The sequence below is a fragment of the Psychrobacter sp. CR212 genome (genome assembly GCF_059693765.1).
Window position 1 is genome coordinate 74,671 of record NZ_JCATIF010000006.1, and the last position, 23,498, is coordinate 98,168.

19 protein-coding genes and 2 tRNA genes are annotated in these 23,498 nt (G+C 44.4%); 13 read left to right on the forward strand and 8 right to left on the reverse strand.

From position 1 onward, the window contains the following. Positions 1 to 97: 97 nt before the first annotated feature. The 7 genes from AC58CZ_RS11250 to gltX form a co-directional block, all read right to left on the reverse strand. Positions 98 to 1,186, reverse strand: a complete 1,089-nt coding sequence (locus AC58CZ_RS11250; RefSeq protein WP_494224517.1) for a DNA polymerase beta superfamily protein — start codon at positions 1,184 to 1,186, stop codon at positions 98 to 100. A gap of 78 nt (positions 1,187 to 1,264) precedes the next feature. Further along, a complete protein-coding gene (locus AC58CZ_RS11255; protein WP_494224518.1) occupies positions 1,265 to 2,041 on the reverse strand; it encodes a DNA polymerase beta superfamily protein in 777 nt (258 codons plus the stop codon). Positions 2,042 to 2,194: 153 nt separating this feature from the next. Next, complete coding sequence (locus AC58CZ_RS11260) at positions 2,195 to 2,848, reverse strand: LysE family transporter (protein ID WP_494224519.1); 654 nt, start codon at positions 2,846 to 2,848, stop codon at positions 2,195 to 2,197. A 273-nt stretch (positions 2,849 to 3,121) separates the two neighbouring features. Beyond that, a tRNA-Glu gene (locus AC58CZ_RS11265) sits at positions 3,122 to 3,197 on the reverse strand. A 160-nt stretch (positions 3,198 to 3,357) separates the two neighbouring features. Next, positions 3,358 to 3,433: transfer RNA gene (locus AC58CZ_RS11270), tRNA-Ala, on the reverse strand. 122 nt (positions 3,434 to 3,555) lie between these two features. Then, positions 3,556 to 3,921: a hypothetical protein gene (locus AC58CZ_RS11275; RefSeq protein WP_494224520.1), complete on the reverse strand. Its 366-nt coding sequence runs from the start codon at positions 3,919 to 3,921 to the stop codon at positions 3,556 to 3,558. 144 nt (positions 3,922 to 4,065) lie between these two features. Further along, a complete protein-coding gene (gltX, locus tag AC58CZ_RS11280) occupies positions 4,066 to 5,589 on the reverse strand; it encodes a glutamate--tRNA ligase (RefSeq protein WP_494224596.1) in 1,524 nt (507 codons plus the stop codon). Positions 5,590 to 5,935: 346 nt separating this feature from the next. Here gltX and rsmH point away from each other — a divergent pair, with 346 nt between their 5' ends. From rsmH to AC58CZ_RS11315, 7 genes are all read left to right on the forward strand, one after another. Then, the gene (rsmH, locus tag AC58CZ_RS11285; protein ID WP_212564477.1) at positions 5,936 to 6,985 is read left to right on the forward strand and encodes a 16S rRNA (cytosine(1402)-N(4))-methyltransferase RsmH; all 1,050 of its coding nucleotides are present in this window, start codon (positions 5,936 to 5,938) and stop codon (positions 6,983 to 6,985) included. Between the two features lie 415 nt (positions 6,986 to 7,400). After that, entirely contained in the window at positions 7,401 to 7,895 is a 495-nt protein-coding gene (gene ftsL, locus AC58CZ_RS11290; protein WP_494224597.1) for a cell division protein FtsL, read from the forward strand. Further along, complete coding sequence (locus tag AC58CZ_RS11295) at positions 7,892 to 9,976, forward strand: penicillin-binding transpeptidase domain-containing protein (protein WP_494224521.1); 2,085 nt, start codon at positions 7,892 to 7,894, stop codon at positions 9,974 to 9,976. Before ftsL ends, AC58CZ_RS11295 begins: the two co-directional genes overlap by 4 nt. A gap of 67 nt (positions 9,977 to 10,043) precedes the next feature. Continuing rightward, positions 10,044 to 11,762 carry a UDP-N-acetylmuramoyl-L-alanyl-D-glutamate--2,6-diaminopimelate ligase gene (locus AC58CZ_RS11300; RefSeq protein ID WP_494224522.1) on the forward strand — a complete coding sequence of 573 codons (1,719 nt, stop codon included), beginning with the start codon at positions 10,044 to 10,046 and terminating at the stop codon, positions 11,760 to 11,762. 83 nt (positions 11,763 to 11,845) lie between these two features. After that, complete coding sequence (locus tag AC58CZ_RS11305; protein WP_093070127.1) at positions 11,846 to 13,294, forward strand: UDP-N-acetylmuramoyl-tripeptide--D-alanyl-D-alanine ligase; 1,449 nt, start codon at positions 11,846 to 11,848, stop codon at positions 13,292 to 13,294. Between the two features lie 3 nt (positions 13,295 to 13,297). Beyond that, the gene (mraY, locus tag AC58CZ_RS11310; protein WP_186474969.1) at positions 13,298 to 14,416 is read left to right on the forward strand and encodes a phospho-N-acetylmuramoyl-pentapeptide-transferase; all 1,119 of its coding nucleotides are present in this window, start codon (positions 13,298 to 13,300) and stop codon (positions 14,414 to 14,416) included. A 128-nt stretch (positions 14,417 to 14,544) separates the two neighbouring features. Beyond that, on the forward strand, positions 14,545 to 15,495 hold the full coding sequence (locus tag AC58CZ_RS11315; RefSeq protein ID WP_186475411.1) for a putative RNA methyltransferase: 951 nt from the start codon (positions 14,545 to 14,547) through the stop codon (positions 15,493 to 15,495). Positions 15,496 to 15,530: 35 nt separating this feature from the next. On the opposite strand, the gene AC58CZ_RS11320 is transcribed toward AC58CZ_RS11315, so the two are convergent. Continuing rightward, positions 15,531 to 16,313, reverse strand: coding sequence for a YdcF family protein (locus AC58CZ_RS11320; RefSeq protein ID WP_093070132.1), 783 nt, complete (start codon positions 16,311 to 16,313; stop codon positions 15,531 to 15,533). A 357-nt stretch (positions 16,314 to 16,670) separates the two neighbouring features. Between AC58CZ_RS11320 and AC58CZ_RS11325 the strand changes: the two genes are divergently transcribed. From AC58CZ_RS11325 to AC58CZ_RS11350, 6 genes are all read left to right on the forward strand, one after another. Beyond that, positions 16,671 to 16,973 (forward strand): hypothetical protein, encoded by a 303-nt coding sequence (locus AC58CZ_RS11325; protein WP_071002761.1) that lies wholly within the window; start codon positions 16,671 to 16,673, stop codon positions 16,971 to 16,973. 1,203 nt (positions 16,974 to 18,176) lie between these two features. Then, on the forward strand, positions 18,177 to 19,526 hold the full coding sequence (locus AC58CZ_RS11330) for an MBL fold metallo-hydrolase (RefSeq protein ID WP_497413152.1): 1,350 nt from the start codon (positions 18,177 to 18,179) through the stop codon (positions 19,524 to 19,526). A 291-nt stretch (positions 19,527 to 19,817) separates the two neighbouring features. Beyond that, a complete protein-coding gene (locus AC58CZ_RS11335) occupies positions 19,818 to 21,353 on the forward strand; it encodes a type I restriction-modification system subunit M (RefSeq protein WP_494224524.1) in 1,536 nt (511 codons plus the stop codon). Then, entirely contained in the window at positions 21,343 to 22,557 is a 1,215-nt protein-coding gene (locus AC58CZ_RS11340) for a restriction endonuclease subunit S (RefSeq protein WP_494224525.1), read from the forward strand. Before AC58CZ_RS11335 ends, AC58CZ_RS11340 begins: the two co-directional genes overlap by 11 nt. Before the next feature lie 82 nt (positions 22,558 to 22,639). Further along, positions 22,640 to 22,951, forward strand: a complete 312-nt coding sequence (locus tag AC58CZ_RS11345; protein ID WP_286708356.1) for a hypothetical protein — start codon at positions 22,640 to 22,642, stop codon at positions 22,949 to 22,951. A 2-nt stretch (positions 22,952 to 22,953) separates the two neighbouring features. Further along, positions 22,954 to 23,436, forward strand: coding sequence for a PIN domain-containing protein (locus AC58CZ_RS11350; RefSeq protein WP_286708357.1), 483 nt, complete (start codon positions 22,954 to 22,956; stop codon positions 23,434 to 23,436). Positions 23,437 to 23,498 lie beyond the last annotated feature (62 nt).

Here is a 23,498-nt window from a genome sequence, read left to right on the forward strand (position 1 = left end):
GGAATGTAAGTATCATAAAAAATGCTCAGCCGATTGGTTGAGCATTTTTTTTGTCCGCTACGATTTTCATATCAGCATCATATATCGCTGAATAGGTTCAATCTGTACTTGCATACAACCGATCTCTTACCATGACTAAAGCTGACAATGCTGCTTGCTCATTGGGTGCATCAGGCAACTGACTGCGCTCAAAAGCGGTGGCAATCTGGATGCTTAGATGATCAGCCTGTTCCAATAGTTCGTTGTACTCACTTTGACCTGCTTTGATGCTCAGCAACGCATCACGATTAGGACGCTCGACGATGACTTTACCAGTCGTGGCAATATCGTATGCCATCTCAAGCAGACGAATGGTATGCATCATATTTTTAGCATCATATTCTTTGGCGTGAGCAATGGTAGATTGATAGCGCGTTTCATTGCGGTTAGCAACCCACTGCCAGTATTCTTTATAGTCTCGGCAGTATTTACTATAGCCTTGCTCATTAAACGACAGATAAGCGATAGGCGTCATACCTTTTGGAATGGCACTTAGGCGCAGCTGATTGGCATCTGCATGCTGATACAAGCCCGAAAATCCAAGTGTCTCAGTTTTATCAATATACATGGCATACATGTGCGTCGCTTTTGCCATCGCTGCCAGTCCAATACTTCGCTGATCGGTTGCGGTTTTCTGTAACCACTCGTTCAGCGGCATACTACGCCCATCTATAAATACGCTGCAAAATTCTAAAATGGACTTTTTTTCACGGTCCATCGGGTTGACGATCTTTTTGTTTAATCCGCGTGCTTTTTTGATTTGACTACTCGCAAAGCCTGCGAAGGTTTTTTGACACAATTTGCTAATGAACCAATCAGCAGAAAAATGTGCCATGAGAGGATGTTGATATAGGATGTGCTCGGCTGGTGTGGCAAGCAATTCCATCATATTGGGATTGTTTTGCAGCAACAGCTCAATATAGCGTCCAAGCTCATAGTAGACGATATCATTGCTACGATTACTGACTTGCGCGATATAGTCGCCGTGGCGAGCAAAGTAATAAGACTTTGGCAGATAAAACACGCCTTTGATGTCAGTGTCTGAATCGGCGGTCGCGAGGCCATAAGCGCGACTACCTGAGACGCACTCTAAGAGAATCAGCCCTTCAGCTTTGAGGCGCTCTATGGTTAAAGGGGCTGCTGGCATAACGGGCTTCTCTTTTTTTGATATTGAATGTGTGATCTATATTGGTTGCCATTTAACCTAAATATTAGCCATATACTGTTATATCGAGCGTACAACGCTACGATAAAACGCATTTAAGGGGGCAATATCGGAAGCCGTGGTGGGTGCAAAAGTGGGGTTGTCGATGCTGGCGCGTAGTGATGCAATCGCGTTGATCATTATTGGTGAAAGCTGGTGTATGTAACTTTCATCTTGCGTGCGCTTGATATCAATCAAGGTTAATATCTCAGTTTGCACTTTTTGATCAAACAGCTCAAGCATCTGCTTCATGATGACTGGTGGCGGCGTATGCATTGTTAATATCCACTTTGCCGCAAGCAGTGCACGCAGTAAGTAAAACACTTTTTTGAGGCGCACAGGTGCATTAAGGTCGAGACCATGACTGGTATTTTTTGCCATACCGAGGTAATGGTGAAACACGGTGATAGGCTGAAAATAGTCTATGCTCAATGCTTGCAAGTGTACCATTAGGTCGGTCTGCTGCTCATAAACAATAGGTGAGTGTAGCCATTCAAATACCACTGCATTGGATTTATAGAGTAGCTGTAGAGCTTTTTTGATGTCCCAGCCACCAATATCAAATGGTACTGAGAGCAGATCGTTTTGGATAAATTCAAACGTGTCTTTACCCTCAAACAAACTCAAGTACCAGTCAGACGGTTGGCAATACAGCAGACGGACATCATAGTCGCTATCAGGTGAGGCGAAGCCCCATGCACGGCTGCCACTTTCAATAGCGTGCAGACAAGTAATCTGCCGCATCTGACAAACCTGCTGTATGGCTTGAATAATTTGATCGGTATCGTTGTTTTGCATAGAAGATATCATCGGCGGTTGTTTGTTAATGAGTATACAACAGCATAAAGGAGATGTGCGGTAATGATTAAATAGCAATCTTGATATACTAGGGTGGGATGGTAGATTGTTATTGCTATGAACGAATCTCCAACACCCTAACTCAAACATTATTCAAGCTTTCTCAGTCAATAACTTAATTCCTAACCCAATAAATACCATACCACTGATTTTATTTAACATTGTTTCAATAGAGGCGTTTTCCCGCAAGCGTGTACTAAACCGTGCAGCCAATAACGCCAAACACAAGCACCAGATAAAGCCAGTGGTAGCAAAAGTCAGTCCCAATATCAAAAATGACAGCATGCCGTAAGTATAACTAGCGTCGATAAACTGCGGAAAGAACGCAATAAAAAACAAGGCAACCTTTGGATTAAACACATTGGTCAACACGCCTTGCTGATAGATTTTCCAGCCGTCTAAAGCCTTTTGGTTAGTCACATTCTGAGCTTTGGACAAACTGTTTGCGATTGAGTTCGAGTTTTTGCTCGTTAGCATTTTAAAGCCTAAATAACACAAGTAAGCCGCACCAATATACTTCACGAGCATAAATGCCGTAGGGGAGTTGGCGAGCAGCACTGACAATCCTAGTGCTGCCAATAGTGTATATACCAAAGTGCCCGAGGTAATGCCCAATACAGAATATATTCCTGCGGCTTGCCCTTGCGAGACACTACGAGTAATGATATACATGCTATCGGTGCCGGGCGTGAGGTTCAATAAAATAGCCGCTAGGACAAACCCTAGGTAGTTTTCAATACCAAACATAGCCAATACCTTCCTTTAATAGCACCAAAAATTCATACGTCGTAGGACATTTTTATATTGTACAGTATACTTATGGAGTAGATAGTAGAGAGCATTGAATAGCTTGGCAATAGCACGGATAGCTATAAGGTGGTGAGAGCAGCGTTAAGACATATTAGAGAAATGACAGATGTAAAAAAGCCCAGTCACCGGATGATGACTGGGCTTTTTTAGTGTTCGCTTATTAGTCTGATCTGATGCTATGCAAAAGGGCTAATAAGTGACGCCAAATAGTGGCGTCCCCAGGGGGATTCGAACCCCCGTTACCGCCGTGAAAGGGCGGTGTCCTAGGCCTCTAGACGATGGGGACGCATAGAGTGTTATAACCAGTGGTTACAACGGTACTTCACAATATCAGATAGTTTATCTATTAATAATAGAGTAAGCCTTGCCTAGGTGCTGATATCGTCCTACTAGCGAGTATTTATTATCAATTCTCAGTTAGACTGAGCGTTGCTATAAATAAAGTGTGGTGGAGCTAAACGGAGTCGAACCGTTGACCCCTTGCATGCCATGCAAGTGCTCTACCAACTGAGCTATAGCCCCTCGCTAAGAGTGAGCGTATTTTATGTAAGAGCGGCAGTCTTGTCAACCACTATTTTAAAAATAATTCATAAATATGCAAAAAAAAGCGTTTTAGCCTGTCTTAAAGGCTCAACACACCTAAATTAGCGTGGATTTTGCTTAAGCGCGATCTCTTTGATGGCTTTATCGGTATAAAACTCTGCTTCGCTGCCATCAGAAAAAATAATCACACAGCATTCCGTTGGCACATATTGACCGCCTTTTTCTCGGATTGCTCTGATACTTTTGACCCCAATGATGTCATATTTGCCTAATTTATCTAGATTATGCTTGGTATAACCGCAGTAAGTGCGGTATATCCATTTTAAATCTTCAAAATCCTGACCTGTAGTTAGGGTAAGGTTTGTCTCAAAAAGCTCTTTTACGATGGTATCGTAGTATTTTTGCGCTTCTTTTAGGGTGTTAAACACATAATCTTTGCTTTCTATCGTGACGGTTTTGGTAGCCATGTTTATTTCCAATTAAAAATTTGATGATATGGAAGTAGCCGTATTGACTAACAACAAAAAAAGGGTCAGAGATGGCTTGACCCTTTTACATTCGACAAGTTTCGCTAATTAACTGTTTAGTAGATAAGTTATTCAGCTTCTGAATTACTCAGCTGCCAAAAAATCTGGCAAGTCTGCCGCCTGCTTCTCAAGTTTTTTCAGTTTCTTCTTACCGAGGCCGCCGAGCACATCAACCGCGTGACGTAAGCGAGTCAAGGTCATATCCGCACCGATAATCGCCATGGAGTTCATAACGGGCGTCGATGAGGTGCTACCCGCGATCGCGATAAAGAACGGTGCCATAAAGTCGCGCATCTTGATGTCTAAATGCGCGGCAAGGCCTTTTAGCGTGGCGTAGATATTTTCTTCTGACCACGTTGGTAAGGTCTCAAGCTGCCAAAGCGCCAGCTGTAGCATCTCAATGATTTGCTCAGGCGAGAGTGACTTATGGGTGAAGCTCTCAGCGTTGATATCAGGTAGGTTTTGGAAGTAGAAACCACCCCAATTAACCGCATCAGACAATAGCTCGATACGTGGCTGAATCGCCGCGGCGATAGCAGTCAGCTTGTCACTGTTGCTGGCCCATTCAAGGATTTTATTTTTTAGCTCTTCAGGGCTAAGCGCACGTAGCCACTCGCTATTGACCCAGTTGAGTTTTTCGATATCAAAAATCGGACCACCAAGCGACACACGTTGGATATCAAAGCTTGCAATCATCTCATCTAAGGTAAATTTCTCAGCATCATTGGGCATGGAGTAACCCATACGACCGAGATAGTTGAGCAACGCTTCAGGCAGCACGCCTGCATCACGATAGTAAGTGATAGAGGTTGGGTTTTTACGCTTAGACAGTTTTGATTTGTCAGGGTTACGCAGTAGTGGCATATGGCAGAGTGTTGGCATTTCCCAACCAAAATAATCATACAGCAGTTGATGCTTAGGTGCAGAGTTCAGCCACTCTTCACCGCGCATGACGTGAGTGATTTCCATCAAGTGGTCATCGACGACGTTGGCGAGATGATAGGTTGGCATACCGTCTGTTTTTAGCAGTACTTGCATGTCGACTTGGGTCCAAGGGAACTCAACCGTACCGCGTAGCATGTCTTGTACCTGACAGGTGCCTTCGGTCGGCACGCGCATACGAATCACGTGTGGTTTGCCCTCGCTTACTAATTGCTCGGTTTTTTCTGGAGCAAGATGTGCGCAGCGACCGTCATAACGCGGCGTCTCGCCATTGGCCATTTGCTCAGCACGCATAACATCTAACTCTTCAGGGGTACAAAAACAGCGGAACGCATGGTCTTTTTCTATGAGTATCTCGGCGTGTTTTTTGTAGATATCACTACGCTCGCTCTGACGATAAGGCGCGTGCGGGCCGCCAATATCTGGACCCTCGCTCCAGTCTAGGCCAACCCAGTGCAAGGCATCCAAAATCATTTGCTCTGATTGCTCAGTCGAGCGAGTCTGATCAGTGTCTTCGATACGTAAGATGAATTCGCCGCCATGCGCTTTGGCAAAAGCCAAGTTAAATAGGGCAATATAGGCAGTACCTACGTGTGGAAAGCCAGTTGGTGATGGGGCGATACGCGTGCGTACAGGGCGCTTGCTGTCAGTAGAGGTTTGCATGATAAAAGTCTCAAAGTTTACTATCAATATAGGCTATTAGTATAAATAGCGATGAAAGATATGAAGAGGGTGCTAAGAAATAGCGTAAAATATAGCGCTAGTATAACAGAGACATGTGATATTTTTAATGAAAAGCCCTTCTAGTGCTTGACTACCCGTGTATCCTTGCGATAATAATGCTAGGCAAGTCATAACTTGTTTATTTTCATCCAATTACTGGCCAGTATGGTCGTCATCTATTGAGTTGTTTGTGTCCCTATCAAAGTCTACGCCAAAATCGAAAGCCAGTCTTGCTCTCACTGACCGCACTGAATCAGCGCCCAGTCCATTCTCTAATGAGGATGTCACCATGCAAGATGAACCCCTAAACCCGACTCAATCCGATAGTGAGCGTGATATCACGTCTGATGAATTAAGTTTTGTCCATGATGCGGTACTGCTAGAGGAGACCGTCGCTGCCGTGCTAGGGGTAAAATCCCTACCCAAGCAAAAAGACGGCGACCAAAATGGCTTAAATATAAGTGGTATCTACGTTGATGCGACCTTCGGTCGTGGCGGTCATAGCAGGTTACTATTAAGTCAGCTTGCCGATGACGCCACACTGATTGTCTTTGACAAAGATCCGACAGCCATTAGTGTGGCGCAAGAGCTGGCAAGTAAAGACAGCCGTGTGCATGTGGTTCATGACAGCTTTGCAACGTTGACAGATAGTCTGGCTGCTATGGGCATTAGTGAAGTGGATGGCTTGATGGCGGATTTGGGTATTTCATCACCGCAAATTGATGATGGTAGCCGCGGTTTTAGCTTTATGCGCGATGGGGCAGTGGACATGCGTATGGATACCAGTCGCGGCCAGTCAGTTGCCGAGTGGCTTGAGCAGGTTGACGATGAGACATTGGCCAATGTGCTTTATGAATTTGGCGAAGAGCGTCATAGTCGCCGTATTGCGCGCGCTATCAAACAGATGGAGAGCTACGAGTCTACGCTTGAGCTGGCAGAGGTAATCAAAGAGGCGCATCCCAATTGGCAACGCGGCAAGCACCCAGCCACGCAAAGCTTTCAGGCCATGCGTATTTTTATTAATAATGAGCTGGGCGATGTTGACGACTTTTTAGCGCAAAGTATTGCTATCTTAAAGTCAGGCGGGCAGCTAGCGGTCATTAGCTTTCATTCATTAGAAGATCGCCGCATCAAGCAGTTTTTGCAGCGCCATAGCAAAGGGCAATATCCAGAAGATGAAAATCTACCGATGCCGCCCAATCGTCCGCGCTATTTTAGCAAGCCAAAACGCGTTGGCCCCAGCAAAGCTGAAACGAGCCAAAACCCGCGCGCGCGCAGTGCATGGTTGCGTATGGCAACTCGCACCGACACAGAGTATCAGCAGACGGCCGCGCCATAAATCATGGATGAAAACACTGAGTAAATCGCATATGATTGCTATTGTTTGTCTGAATGATGCATAAATGTCTTAATCGCTACGCCACTGTTAAAAAGCTGTAAATATTGTCTGTTAGGCTCAGCAAATAATTTTCCGTCATTTATTAGTTGAGAGTGTCTGAGATATCAAGCAACTCAGTCATTCTTTACTCTAAAATAACGTGATTATTTATTCGACCTATTCGACTTTGCAAGATAGCAGGTTTAGTAAGAAAGCAGGTTTTGATATGACATATCGCTATAGCGGTAGGCTGTTGCCGCTATAAGACGGTCATCTTTGGTTTTATTTTTATCAATGGTATGGCTGAGCAATGATGCGTTCATTGCTTGCAGACCATTATCTACTTTATCGTTTACGTTCACTTTTTGAGATCGTCATGGCAATATCTGACAAACCTGCAAACCGCCGCGCCGCCGCGCCCTATAACACCGATATCGGCGAGCTATTCGTGCGTCGGTTCAATGTGGTGAGCATTTATGTGGTCGTATTACTGCTCTTGGCAGCCGCAATCGTATGGAGCGGCATCAAGACTGCCGAAGCCGTTCAGCAATATCATCAGGATTATAAAACCTTGCAAGACATGAAAAAACAAGAGCGTAAGCTACAAATAGAACATCAGCGTCTATTGATTGAGCAGCAAACTTTTAGCGCCACGCCGCAAATCGCCAGTCGTGCAGTGGCGGAATTGGGTATGTATTCACCGACACTAAAGGATAAGCTGATTATTCAGCCTGGTGTCGCCACCGCCTTGGCACCAGTAGTCTCTGATGACGACGATGAGTTAGATTTAGATTTAGATTTAGATGTGGTCGGACCACGAGCTTCTACCGATATCTCCCCTGAAGAACCGGTAGCGGAGGCAGGACAATGAGCGACAAAAAACCTAAACCCACATCAGCAAAAAATACCAGCAAAAAACCAGCCAGTGGCAAGGTGACCAAACCATTACGCCGTGCGAGCGCTGCCAAATCTGGACAAACGAGTGATAAAGCGGCAGGCAGTCGTAAAACCAAATTATTTGATCGTATCAAAAAGAGTGACACGAAAGGGACGCATGCTAGTGCCAGAAACCCAAAGAGTAAAAGAGGGTTTTTGGGCAAAGCTTCTGGCGCGTCCTCTCGTGGCGGCTTTGAGCAGGATAAAAACCGTTTTCGTACCGTTTGGGGTTTGGCGCTGGTTATATTGGTGCTATTGATTGGCCGTGCCTACTATATTCAGGTGGCCAACGCGCAGTTTTATCAAGACAAAGGTAATGAGCTCATTACCAGTGAGCGCACGCAAAAATCCTATCGAGGTATGATTACTGACCGTAATGATTTGCCACTTGCAGTGAGCGCACCGCTGGCGACCGTGTCATTTAGCCCGCATGATTACGCGAGCGAATACTACGAGCTCAAACGTATTATCTTGACCAATCCTAATAGTCCACAATTGCAGGCGCGTATGCAAAAGCGTTTGGACAATATGGATCTGACGACGTTGGCTGCGGCTGCCAACATCTCTGTCGATGAGCTAAAAAAAGCCACGGCAATCGATGACAGTATTGATGTGACCGATGAAGCAGCAGTCAAAGCGGCGCTGCCATCTGGTGCAGGCTCGCATTATTTACCCCTTCTCAATAAAGTCACACCTGAGATTGCACAAAGTGTTAGCTCGCTTGATTTCCCTGGTGTTCATGAGAAAAACTTCTTTCAGCGTTATTATCCGCAGCCGCAATCTAATGCGCAGCTGTTAGGGTTTATGGGGCAAAACGCCAACGACCCTGAGGGTGGTTACGAAGGACGTGCTGGTATTGAGCGCCAGTATGAAAAAGATTTAGCGGGCGACGATGGCAAAGTGCTTGTTTTAAAAGATGCCAAACAAAACAGCTTAAAAGAGATCAAGCAACTTGAGCCTGAGATACCAGGCAAAGATGTGGCGCTGACGATTGATTCGCGGTTGCAATACTTGCTCTACAAAGAGCTAGAAAAAGCAGGGCGTCTGCAAAAAGCGCGCTGGTCGACGGGTATGATCGTCGACGTACAGACTGGTGAAGTGCTGGCGCTATCCACATGGCCATCATTCAACTCAAACAACCTCAATGAGATGACCGGTGAAAACCAGCGTAACCGTGCGCTATTGGATGTGTTTGAACCAGGTTCGGTGATGAAGCCCTTTACCGTTGCCGCCGCCCTAGACTCAGGAAAATATACGCCGACTACTTTAATTGATACCAACCCAGGTTCAATTCGCGTGCGTGGCTATACCATCCGCGATCATAACAACTTGGGCATGATCAACATGGCGACGCTACTACAGAAGTCTAGTAACGTGGCTTCGACTAAAATTGCGTTGTCGCTACCGCCTGATGCCATTACTAATATGCAACGACAGTTTGGCTTTGGTTCAAAAACACCTTTACAGTTCCCAGGTGAGGGCAGTGGTCTCATTGTGACGCCAAAAGAGAAAGAAACCTCACGCCGTGCGACAGTCAGTTATGGGTATGGTTTACAAGTGACACTAGCGCAGGTAGCGCAGGCTTATTCAGCCCTCGCAGCAGGTGGAGTGATGCACCCATTGACTTTGATTAAGAACGACAAGCCGCAACCAAGCAAACGCATTATGGCGCGCGAGCAGGCGATGTCTATTGTACAGATGCTTGAGAGTGTGACCGAGGCAGGTGGAACAGCTAAAGCCGCCGCCATTGACGGATACCGTGTGGCAGGCAAGACTGGTACCTCGCGCCGTATCAATCCAGAAGGCGGTTACTATACTGATCAGTATCGTAATGTCTTTGCTGGTATGGCACCAGCGTCTAATCCAAAGCTTGTGGGCGTCATGCTTATTGAAGATCCGCGCGGTCAGATTTATGCGGGTCTAACGGTCGCACCTGTATTCCACAACGTGATGAAAGAAGCGTTACGATTGTACAATGTGCCTTTGGATAAGCCGCTCAAAACAGAACCACAGTAGGCGTTCAATGATTTTAAGTAGTCAGCTCTTTAAGGGCTGATTTGTATTAACTGTTTAGGATTTGCTCATGACCATGCCTACCTTATCGCCAAATAGCGCCACTGTTACGACGGCCACTCTACAGCAGCTTATCCATACTAGCGATAATAGGCTGGCGCAACAGCTAACCGCGATGATCGCAGCATCGGTTCAACAGGCGTCGAGTCAGTCAGGGGCGGATCAGATTCAATCAATTGCTCATATTCCTTTTCAGCAGTTCCAACTAGACAGCCGTCAACTATCCAATAATGACGTATTCATCCTTTTAAAAAGCCACAATCCAAATTACCAAAAGAGCCGAAATTATTTGCTACAAGCCGCTGAGAAGGCTGCTTTTGTCCTCTCAGAGATGGATCCTGCTGCCTTGATTAGCGAAGCAAATACCCCTCTGAAGATGGATGGTGAGTCTAACGCACAGCAGCAATTAGCAGCGCTGCCGTGCCCAATCTTATACGTTCCTAATATTCGTGATTTCTTAGGCAGCTTAATCCAAGCATATTTGCAATATCAGCAGCCAGTGACCCTGCCAAAGGTAGTCGCTGTCACGGGAACCAATGGTAAAACCACCATCAGTCAATTGGTGGCACAGCTGACCCAATTAACAGGCATGAGCAGTGCAGTGATGGGTACGGCAGGTAATGGTCGCCTTGGCGCTTTGGTGCAAGCCAGCCATACCACTGGAGACGCTTTGGCTGTACAGCAGTTTTTATATCAAATGGGTACCGAGAATGCTGAAATATTGGCATTAGAGGCCAGCTCTCATGGTCTGGATCAGCAGCGTTTACAAGGCGTGCCAGTTAGCATTGCGATTTATACCAATCTGAGTCGTGACCACTTAGACTATCATGCTGATATGGAAGAATACGCGTCTGCCAAAGCCAAGCTATTTGATAAAGCTCACTTCCCAGATTTGACCCATGCCATCATCAACGTCGATGATGAACATGCTCAGATTATGTTGGATACAGCCACTGCTAGTGATTTGACGGTATGGACGTACAGTCTAGAGCCTGCAACATCTGCTACTTTTGTCGCTGCTGATATCGAGCCAAGTCTACAGGGCGTCAAGATAAGTCTGCGTACTGACTTTAATGATAAAACAGTTGGTGATGAGAAAACGGATATTATCGAGATTGTCAGTCCATTAGTCGGTCGCTTTAATGTTGCCAACTTGATCGCAGCGATGGCGGCAGCTGCGGCGCTCGGTGCTAAGTCAGACATCAGTACCGAGCATATTGCGACGGCTGTTCCTAAGCTACAAGGTGCAGTTGGGCGTATGCAGCGCGTGCCATCGAATGATGGCTGTTTTATCGTTGATTATGCACATACGCCAGATGCCTTAAGTCAAGTGCTGGCGAGCCTGAAAACTCACTGTAAAGGTCAGCTATGGGCAGTGTTTGGTTGTGGCGGTGACCGTGATGCAGGTAAGCGCCCACTGATGGCGCAAGCGGGCCTCACAGGTGCTGATCAAGTTGTCTTGACCGCTGACAATCCACGTACCGAAGACCCTAATGCCATCTTACAGGATATGCAGGCTGGGATGAGTGCTGAACAATATCAACGTACGCATATAGAACCTGCTCGCCAAAAGGCCATTGAATATGCCGTCAGTCAGGCAGGTCCAGACGATATTGTCGTCATCGCTGGTAAAGGCCATGAGACCTATCAAGAGATTAACAATGTCCGTTACGATTTTGATGACCGTGTGATTTTGCAGCAGGCGTTAGCGCAAGCGGGCCGTATATAGTCGAGTGATTATCGATACCCCTATTATCAAAAAATTAAACATTAAATATAAAAATTGAGTAGTCATTATATAAGGTAACCATTATGACAGCCGACAACGATAACACCATCCAGTCGCAAGGGCTTTATGTCTGGCAAATGGATAATATGCTCGAGGCGACAGCGTCGCTCGATGGTCACTGGCAACTGCCACAAGACTATACAGATGCAGGCCAGCCAGCCCTAGCCAGTCAGCGTATTGCGACCGACACTCGTACGATAAAGCCTGGTGATATCTTTTTGGCGTTACGTGGTGAGAACTTCGATGGTCATGACTATATCGATATGGCAGCATCAAAAGGTGCCATTGCTGTCATTGTGTCTCGTCCTATCTTATCTGAGTCAAATGCGATTCCGCAGCTGGTTGTCAGTGATACCCGTTTGGCGTTAGGGCAGTTGGCAAGCTATCGTCGTCAGCAGCATAAAGATCTGACCGTGATAGCGATTACTGGTTCTAGCGGTAAAACCACCTGCAAAGAAATGCTAGGCAGTATTTTTGGTCGATTGGCACCGACATTGATTACTCGTGGTAACCTCAATAATGATTTGGGTGTGCCAATGATGCTGCTTGAGTTATCAGACCATCATCGCTATGCCATTTTAGAATTGGGTGCCAACCACATTGGTGAGATCGCCTATACGACTGAGATTGTGCGCCCTGATGTGGCCTGTATCCTAAATATTGGTACGGCTCATCTGGGTGAGTTCGGTAGCCGTGAAGGTATTTGCCAAACCAAGGCGGAGATTTATCACACCTTAACGGATGCGCAGTTTGCGATTGTTCCTGATAAAGACGATTTTACCAATCAGTTACGCCGCATTGCTGAAAAGCACACGTCACATGTGATTGGGTTTGGTAATACCGATGTGAGCGCAAGCCATCTAGATGTAGAGCCTGAGCGTAGTGAGTTTAAGCTACATATCGGTAATCAGGTTCATGATATCAATTTGCCATTAGCAGGCGAGCACAATGTCAATAATGCTTTGGCTGCTGCAGCCTGTGCGCATGCATTAAATATCAACGTCAGTGATATTGTTATCGGCCTTGAAAACGCGCGTCCAGCCAAAGGTCGTCTGAACAGTCAGATACTGGGTAAGCACCGTCTGATTGATGATACGTATAACGCCAACCCACACTCGGTACGCGCCGCTGCCAAAGTATTGGCTGCACAAACGGGTACGCAAGTGATGGTGTTGGGTGATATCGGCGAGCTAGGAGAGGCGGCAGTTAGTGAGCATCAAAGCCTCGGCCGTACTATCGCGACCACAGGTATCGATGTGCTGCTCTGTGTTGGCGAATATGCCAAGGCCACCGTTGCTGGTGCGAAAGAGGTTGCTGATATCAATGCTCAGGCATTCGCAGACAAAGACAGCTTATTGCAGTATTTGCAGCCGTATTTACAAGCGCACCAAGCAAAACCTTGTACGGTGTTGTTCAAAGGCTCGCGTTCCATGACAATGGAAACACTTATTCATGCGCTAGTAGAGGAGTAGGCGGTGTTAGTTTGGTTGTTTGGCTGGCTTGGCCAGTATTATACACCGTTTTCTGCGGTTTCTTCGTTGACGTTGCGAGCGCTGCTTGCGGTTATCACAGCGCTTGTGTTTAGTATGTTTTTTGGCGGGCGGGTCATTCAGCATCTGCGTGCGCTCAAATACGGTCAGGCCATTCGCAATGATGGGCCGCAATCGCATTTGGTCAAGACCGGTACGCCAACCATGGGCGGGGTATTGATTCTCAGTGCTATTGGGGTATCGACTCTGCTATGGGCACGTTTGAACAATCCTTATGTGTGGATTTTGCTCGTTGTTATGGTGATCTTCGGTGCTGTAGGGTGGGCGGATGATTGGCTCAAAATCAAGTATAAAGATCCCAAAGGTCTGATTGCGCGCAAGAAATATTTTTGGTTGTCGATGGGCGCATTATTCGTCGGCGTCTCTTTATACTACATCGCCACACTACAGCCGGATATCAATACGACTCACGAGATGCAAGATCTGTTGGTGCCGGTTTTTAAAGATTGGATGATTCCATTTTCGGCAGTACCTTTTGGTATTGGTTTTATTATCTTTACCTACTTTGTGATCAATGGTGCGTCCAATGCGGTTAACTTAACTGATGGCCTTGATGGCTTAGCAATCCTACCAGTAGTGCTTGTCGCAGCAGGCTTGGGTGCGATGGCTTATGTGTCAGGCGATGTGCGCTTTGCGGATTATTTGCACGTTCCGTATATTCCCTATAACTCTGAAGTCATTATCGTTTGTGGCGCCATGGTCGGGGCGGGTCTTGGCTTTTTGTGGTTCAATGCGCATCCTGCACAAGTATTTATGGGTGATGTGGGCGCGTTGGCACTGGGTGCGATGCTCGGTACGATTGCCGTGATGACGCGACAAGAGATTGCCTTTGCCATTATGAGTGGTCTATTTGTCGCTGAAGCGCTATCAGTAATGCTGCAAGTTGGCTCTTATAAATTGCGCAAAAAACGCGTTTTCCGTATGGCTCCGCTACATCATCATTTTGAAGAAATTGGCTGGAAAGAGACGCAAGTGGTGACGCGGTTTTGGATTATCGCCATCATTCTCGTCATCCTTGGGCTAATGACTTTGAAGCTGCGTTAGAAAAACAAGCCTCAAACATACCTAACTTTCCTGCTTAGAAGCCATCTCGATGATTATTGAGGTGGCTTTTTATCGTCTAAGCAACACGAAATTTGTTAAAATGTGGGTCATATTGCTATGACGTTGAGATACCTGTGTCCTTATTTATTTGTCCCCTTTGCCAGTCACCCATGCAGCCTGCAGCCGATACGTGGCGCTGTGACGGTAGTTTGCACCCCAAAAACACCTCACACCCTTTTGATGTGGCTCGCCAAGGTTACGTCAACCTGTTGCCTGTACAGCAGAAGAAATCAAAAGCACCTGGCGACAGTCAAGAATCTATCAATGCCCGCAAGCGATTTTTGAACCATGGGCACTATGGGCCGTTACAGAATCTGATTAGCCAAAAGATGGCAGCGCTACTGTCAAAAAGTGAGGCCATAGAGGAGCAGGATACTCAGTCTGTGAATTGGCTTGATATTGGCTGCGGCGAGGGCTACTACACGCAGGCAATGGCACAACTTGGCTCAGGTATTATTGATAACTTACTCGCAGCGGATATCAGCAAACCTGCATTGGTGGAATTGGCTAAAGTCAGTAAGGCGGCAGGTCGTCTTTGGTATCAGCGCAATAATACTAATGCTGCCAAAACAACGGTGATTTATCCGCTAGTGACCAGCGCCGCGCATCTACCGTTACGCTCTCATAGTGTGACGGGTATTAGCAGTATTTTTAGTCCTATTTTACCTGAAGCGTTCGCTGAGGTATTGGCCGATGATGGTTATTTAATCATTGCCAAACCAGATGCCGGACACTTGGCGACGATGCGAGATGCCTTATTCGATGATGTGCGTGAGCATGATTCTGATAAGTTTTTACACGAGTTGGCGCCATACTTTACGTTGATGGGGACTGACCATGTTAGTACAGAGATGACATTATCAGCGGATGATTTGGCTGATTTAATGACCATGACCCCGTATGCCTACCGCGCACGTAGTGAAAAAAGACAAGCGTTACTGGAGCTTAGTAAGCACGCGCCATTTAATACAGAGGCCAAGTTTGTGGTTTATATTTTGCAAAAAAAGGCGTCCAGTTGAGAGCCTTTTAATATTTTTGTTACGGCATCCACTAATCAGTATTCTTGTAGTAGCCAACCGCTACCAAAGGCAAAATACTCTCGAAACCATGCATTGTAGCGAATAGACAGTGGGGTTGGGCTGGCAAGCGTGATTGGTTGCGTATAACCTTGATGGAGGGCAATGGCGGCTGCGCGGATGGTATGAAAGTCGCTGGTGACAATCGCAATCGGTACCTCTTTATCAATACCATGCTGTTCAAGTATGATTTGGCTGTACGCCAAATTCTCCTCAGTACTGGTACTTTTCCCTTCTTGATAGATACGATCTAGTGGAATGTCATGGGTTTGCGCCAAGTAAGTCGCCATGATGTCCGCCTCACTGCGCGTGTGCTCATAGCCCATACCGCCACTGGTAATAATCAATGCCTGTGGTTGCTGCTCAATCAGTGTTGCTGCCGTATCCAAGCGACTAGCTAAGGTAGGGGTCGGCTTGCCATCGACCGTCCCAGAACCGAGTATAATAATAGCTGCTACAGGTGGCAAATCTTGTCTGCCCTGGGCAATCTGCTGCTGCAATGAATAAACAAAGAGCAAAAAGCTTATGAACCATAACCCAAACGCTAGCCACAATCCGTACCAAATACGTCGCAGTAAAGGATTCTTAGCAAGTATTTTTATAATTAAAGGAGCACCTAGTCCATGCCCTACAAAAACCACGCCTATCAAAAAAGGCAGCACTGTACCAAAATTAACCTTATCTACGGCCATCAGAGCAGTACAGTCAATGATGAGTATGGATCCAAGCGCTATCAATACGATACGTAATAATCCAAACATAAATTTTTTATCCTGTCAGCACTGATAGATCAATCACGCTTTCTATATAAGTGTCAAACATTCAGCATCAAATATTAAACGCTACAGCCACATCAACAGCGACCAAAAGCGTTATACATACTTCTAGGTCTGCCCGTCTATTTACACCAGTGGCACAACTATACAACTGTCTGCAGTTTAGTGGACGAATATGCCAAATAAAGGTAACAATCGCAACCTTTCTTCAAGTTTCATAAAGCTACTTAATACGAGAACCAGTTATCATTTTCTTTGTCGATAGAGCGATGCTTTATCGTGATACTTCATAAGGTATCTTTAATCATCATTTATTAATATGAATTACATTAGGAAAAAACAATGAAAAAGATAATAGTAAGTTCGATTTTAGCCGCTACCGCTTGTTTATCTATGGTTGGTCAAGCCAACGCTGCACCTGACTACTCAAAGTCTCATGCCGCTCAAGTACAGCATCAAAAGCATGATGCTAAAGCCAAAGTAGGTAGTAAACATAAAGTTGTCAAAAACAAGGCAAAGGTATCACAGCAAAAAGCAAAAATAGTGGCTGCCAAGCATAAAGCACAAGAAAAGCATCAAGACAAATATCAGGGCAAATATAAAAACGATAAACAAAGCAAAAACGACTACAGACACCGCTCTTAAAAGTGATATCTGATTATTTAAAAATGACGCCCTAAGTAGGCGTCATTTTTATGTGCAATGGTTTGGCTAGTAGTTGTGATATATCTGGTCTTGTATCTCTATTTGAAGAGATATTACGGTTTAGCAGATATGCAAAACGCTCACACCTTAACGTTTCTTAAACTTTCATCAAGCTACTTAACATAGGAACTGGCTATGATAAGAGACAGTATTAACATCATCTGCGCGCGCTAGTTATCTCAAGTAGTGCTTTTCAATCAAACCAGTGATGTTAAATATTCATTGACTGTCCTAAATAATCATCTTAAAAATCGACTGAGAGCGCCCATGAGACAAACCTTGTTCGTACTATTTATCACCTTATTCAGTGTAATAGGCTACTCAGCCAACGCGATGGTACCAAGCATTGCTTTTGCAGAAGCAGTAAACGCGACTCCAAAACCAGTCATGTCTGCTGAAACGAAAAAAATCAGACGAGACTGCCGCATAAGTTTGGGGTTGAACAAGTTACATATGAATCTAAGTGACAGTGAAAAAGAAGCAATAAAGAGATGTATAGGCAGTAAACAGCTGTAGATTTAGATATTAGCAGCAATAGAGCAGTGATATGAGCCAGCAATATTCTTTATTGGTGGTTTTTTTTGATAGATAGGATAAAAATCACCATTTAGGCAGCATTAGACGATCAGACTGACAGTCTTACTGTTAAGGTGTCTGGATTTTATTTAGGATAGAGTATGACAGTACAGAAAAACTAGTGCGTTTCTCAGAATAGATAAGATTGGCGGTGAAGGAGGAAGTCAAACTTTATGTATAAGCAATTGATTTTATTAATATTTATATTCTATAAAATTGTTATAGACCAGCTATTAGACCAACACCTTTCAAGTATTGGATGTAAGAAATATAACGGAATTTTCTTTCCTTTTATTTGTAACAAGATGTTTCTAGTTTGAAAATTTAATTTCAAGTGCATATTATCACTAAAAAACTGTTCCTAGCAAAAGGTATCGAAGTCTCAAAGATAAAGCATGTTGCTTTTGATAAAAGCAACCAAGTTAATATATGTTATTGTATATTGATAACCGTTAAAATAGTATGGTACTTTTAACAAGTTCACATAGCTCTTTGATATTTAGCCAATTAATGATAGCTCACTATTGAAAGTAGCCGTCTGGTTTAAATTATAATAATAAGGATACAATGATGCTTTTGGAAAAGATTAAAACATCTGGTCTTTCACACCTCTCTTATTTAGTGGGTTCTGGTGGTCAGGCTGCGGTGATAGATCCACGTCGTGACTGTGCGATATATGTAGAAAAGGCACGCGCAGCAGGACTTCAGATCTCTCATATTTTTGAGACTCATCGTAATGAAGACTTGGTCTCTGGTGCACCAATTTTGGCAGAAATGACAGGAGCCATTGTATTACATGGCCCCAATCCAGAGCGACCAATTGTCTATGCTAAGACGGCGCGTAATGGTGATTGCTTTACTATTGGTCAACTTGAAATTCGCGTACTAGAAACGCCCGGTCATACTGATGATCACCTTGCCTATGCTCTGTTTGATACCGCCTATCCAGACAAAGCGGTTGGTGTCTTTACTGGCGACGCGCTATTTGTGGGAGATGTTGGTCGTACTGACTTCTATCCTGATCGCCGCAAAGAAGTCGCAGGCCTGCTTTTCGACTCACTACAAGATATTCTAGCGCTTGGTGATCAAGCCATTATTTATCCTGCTCACGGTGCTGGGTCAGTCTGTGGCTCAGGGATGGCAGAGCGTGAGTTTTCTACCGTCGGCCACGAAAGATTGAACAATCCGCGTTTACAAATCACAGACCGTGATGACTTTATTGATTTTAAAGTGAGCGAAAACCATTACCAACCACCTTACTTTAGGTTAATGGAGCGACTGAATATGGAAGGTGGTGAAGCCCCACCAGTCGTTATGCGCCCTCGTAATCTTTCGCTTGATCAACTCAATAGCTGCGGTGCCGATCATCTTATCGATATTCGTGAACCAATGGCTTATGCCTCAGGTCACCTGCATGGGTCTATGAGTCTACCCGTAAACATGCTTCCTGCGTTTGCTGGGTGGTTTATTGAAGAAGGACAAAGTTTGGCATTGATTGCGTCTGATGAAGAGCAGCTTGCTACTGCGATGGCGCATCTGGTACGAATTGCTCTCGACAATGTAGTGGGTGGCTATGTGGGTGTCGTTCCTGCTGCTAAAGGGGAGCAAATGCAACAAACCCCTATGGTTGATACACATGAAGTAGAAGATCGTCTTAATAATGCTCAAAATTGGACACTGCTCGATGTACGCGATATCGATGAGAGGAATGCCAATGCAATTGAAGGGTCACAGCACATCTATGTCGGACATCTTAACGAGCGTTGGCATGAGCTTGACTCAAGTCGCCACTATACGTTGATGTGCGCCAGCGGTGCACGAGCGACGATAGCGGCAGGATGGCTTGCCAGTCGTGGTTTTGAGCATATTGATATCTACCTAGGTTCAATGGGTGCGTGGCAAGCCGCTCATGATTAAAATAGCAAACGGTATTCGAGATATATGAGAACAATGAACTATTTTGCCAATGCACTCTATCTATATTATCGTTGAAAATCATTATTCAGAGTAGTAAAAAATAGCGCCTATTTTGGGCGCTATTTTTTTATTTAGAGCCGACTTAGTATATTCTTAGACCAACTAACGGCAATACATTACACCTTATTCGAAACAGTAATGTGCGCTATACTTCCAAGCGAAACGAGTTAATCGAACCATCATTGTTTATTATAAAAACTCGTAACCTTCCAAAGTATCTAGGACTAATAAATGCCTGCCAGTACCACTAATAATATTAGCAAAATCAATCAAGACGATATCAATAAAGCCGTATGGAACGCCTGTGATACTTTCCGAGGAGTCATCAGCGCCGATACCTATAAAGACTTTATCTTAACCATGCTGTTCCTAAAGTATCTGTCTGATGTCTATCGAGATGAGTACAACAAGCTGGTCGAGCAGTTTGGCGACAACCCAGAGCTGATCCACGCCATGATGTCAAAGCAGCGCTTTGTCTTGCCTGAAGGCGCAAGCTTTTGGGACTTGTATGAGCAGCGTCATCAGCCGGGCAACGGTCAACGTATTGACGAGGCGCTTCATGCGATTGAGGAGGCTAACGGTACTAAGCTCAAAAACGTCTTCCAAGACATTAGCTTTAACACCGATAAATTGGGTCAAGAAAAACAAAAGAACGAATTACTGCGTCATTTATTAGAAGACTTTGGTAAAGACATTCTTAATCTAAGCGTTGAGCGCGTGGGTAGCTTGGACGTGATTGGTAATGCGTACGAGTTTTTAATCAAGCACTTTGCCGCTAGTAGTGGCGCAACGGCTGGTGAGTTCTATACGCCACCAGAAGTATCTAATTTATTAGCGACTATTCTTGAGCCTGTCGAAGGTGATGAAATCTGTGATCCGGCTTGTGGTTCGGGGTCACTACTCATTAAATGCGGGGCAATGGTTCGCAAAAACTCAAATTCCAAGAAGTATGCGCTATTCGGTCAAGAAGCCATTGGCTCGACGTGGGCATTGGCCAAGATGAATATGTTTTTGCATGGTGAGGACAATCACCGAATCGAGTGGGGCGATACCATCCGTAATCCGCTGCTCCTCGATAAAGACGGCAAGCATTTATTACAGTTCGATGTGGTGACGGCCAACCCGCCGTTTTCACTGGATAAATGGGGTCATGAAGATGCCAGCAGCGATCCCTATGGTCGCTTCCATCGCGGTGTGCCGCCCAAGACCAAGGGCGACTATGCCTTTATCAGTCATATGATCGAAACGCTGAAACCAAGCAATGGCAGAATGGGTGTGGTCGTGCCGCATGGCGTGCTGTTCCGTGCGTCAAGTGAAGGTAAAATCCGTCAGCAGCTTATTGAAGAAAACCTGCTCGATACGGTGATTGGCTTACCTGAAAAGCTGTTCTTTGGTACGGGTATTCCAGCCGCAATTCTCATCTTTAAAAAGAATAAGTCTGACGACAAAGTCCTGTTTATCGATGCCAGTAATGAATTTAAATCAGGTAAAAATCAAAACCAGCTCACAGATAGCAATATTGCTAAAGTCATTGAGACGTATAAAGCGCGGGAAAGCGTTGATAAATATGCGTATCTAGCGAGCTTTGATGAGATTAAAGAAAACGACTTTAACCTCAATATTCCCCGCTATGTCGATACCTTTGAAGAAGAGGCGGAGATTGATCTGGTCGCGGTGCGTACTGAGCGTTTGGCGCTTAAAGCCGAGTTAAACCTGTTAGAGGATGAGATGGCAGGATATTTGAAGGAGTTGGGTTATGGTGCCTAATGGATGGGAGGTTAGAAATTTAGAAAATTTAGCATCTGTTGAAAGAGGAAAGTTTTCGGCACGTCCAAGAAATGACCCAAAATATTATGGTGGTGAAATTCCATTTGTTCAAACTGGTGATATTGCAGGAGCAAAAACATACTTAAAATCCTACAGTCAGACTTTAAATGAAGAAGGATTAAAGGTTAGTCGTTTATTTCCGAAAGATACTATTCTCATCACTATTGCAGCAAATATTGGTGATGTTGCAATTACTTCGTTTGATGTTGCTTGCCCTGATAGTTTAGTAGCTATTCAGCCTAAAGAAGGTACGAATGTTATTTGGCTGTATTTCTATTTAGAGACATGTCAAAAGGAACTAGATGGACAAGCAACACAGAATGCTCAAAAAAATATTAATTTGCAGGTATTAAGACCGCTTGAGGTCCTTACTCCACCTCTCCCAGAACAACAAAAAATCGCCAAAATCCTATCTACTTGGGATAACGCGATTAGCACCATAGAGCGTTTAATTGAGAATAGTACCCAGCAGAAAAAAGCCTTGATGCAGCAATTGCTGACGGGTAAAAAGCGTTTGCTTGATGAGTCGGGTAAACGGTTTGAGGGTGAGTTTAATCAACATCGATTAAGTGAATTAGTTAATATTGATAAAAAATCGTTAGGTAAAAATACGCCTGAAAACTATGAATTTGAATATATTTCTTTATCAGACGTTTCAACTGGCACAATATCAAAATCATTAGAGCGTCACATTTTTAGTTCTGCTCCTTCTCGTGCAAGAAGAATAGTAAGAGAAAACGATTTACTACTAGCAACAGTTCGTCCCAATTTAAAAGGATTCGCTAAAGTCAGAAAAGAGCATGATGGGTTTGTGGCTTCAACTGGCTTCGCGGTTTTAACTGCTAAAAAAGATGTATCAAGCGACTATGTTTATCATTACTTGTTTAGTCATCATCTAACAGGTCAGATAAATGCTTTGGTTGTCGGTTCCAATTATCCAGCAATTAATTCGTCAGATGTAGGAAGCTTAAAAATACTTTGCCCCTCACTAAAAGAACAACAAAAAATCGCCACCGTATTAACCAATGCCGATAGAGAGATTGAGTTGCTTGAGCAGCAATTGGCTGGTTTGCAGCAAGAAAAAAAGGCGCTGATGCAGGTATTGTTGACGGGTAAGAAGCGGGTGGTGGTTGATGTGGGATAATTTTGATATAAGATACGTTTCATGCACCCCGAGGCATCTAAATAGTCTAAAATGAATTAAAAGCTCAATAGGAGTATATGACATGATCGAAGTGACTCAGGCAGTAAGGCTAGCACGCCAATATGCTAATGACTTTTATCAAGACGAAGATATCAAAAATCTAGGCTTGGAAGAAGTCGTTTTTGATGACGATAGTAAGGAATGGCGCATTACTTTAGGTTACGATTCCTATCGAGTAAAAACAATAGCTAAAGCAGCAAACCCTTATACAGCAGTAGGTAATTTAATAGGGTCTGGCAACATAGAAAAAGAAACCTTGCGGGAATATAAAACATTTCGTATTAGCGGAGATGACGGCAGTTTCAAAGGTATGCTAATACGTGACGTAGGCTAGCAGTGACTTATCATTATATTGATAAATCAAAAAATGTATTGCTTGATGCTAATCTACTAACTATGTATTTGGTGGCTCAGCTTGGTGATGGTGAAGTAGAGAGGTTTAAGCGTACACGAGAATATACGACAGCTGATGCCAAGATATTGGATAATACTTTATCAGGTTTTAAATCTATTATTACTACACCGCAAGTCTTAACTGAAACTGCTAACTTGCTTGATTGGTTTGAAGGGGCAAAGCGGCAGGTGCTATTTGGTTATCTGAGTCAGTTTGTTGTGCAAGTTGATGAAAAATACTTATCTGCTAAGCAAATTATAGTAAGTCCTGCATTTATTAAGCTAGGACTATCAGATGCTGCCTTATTTGATATTTGTCATTTAGATAAATGTGTCCTACTTACGTCTGACCTTGATCTATATGGGTTTGCAGCAGGTCATGGCATAGAGGCTATTAACTTTACCCATTTAAGAAAATATTTATAAACAGTATTGTTGACGCAAAACAACTATCAACTAATCTATACCTAACATAACCGCCATGCTTA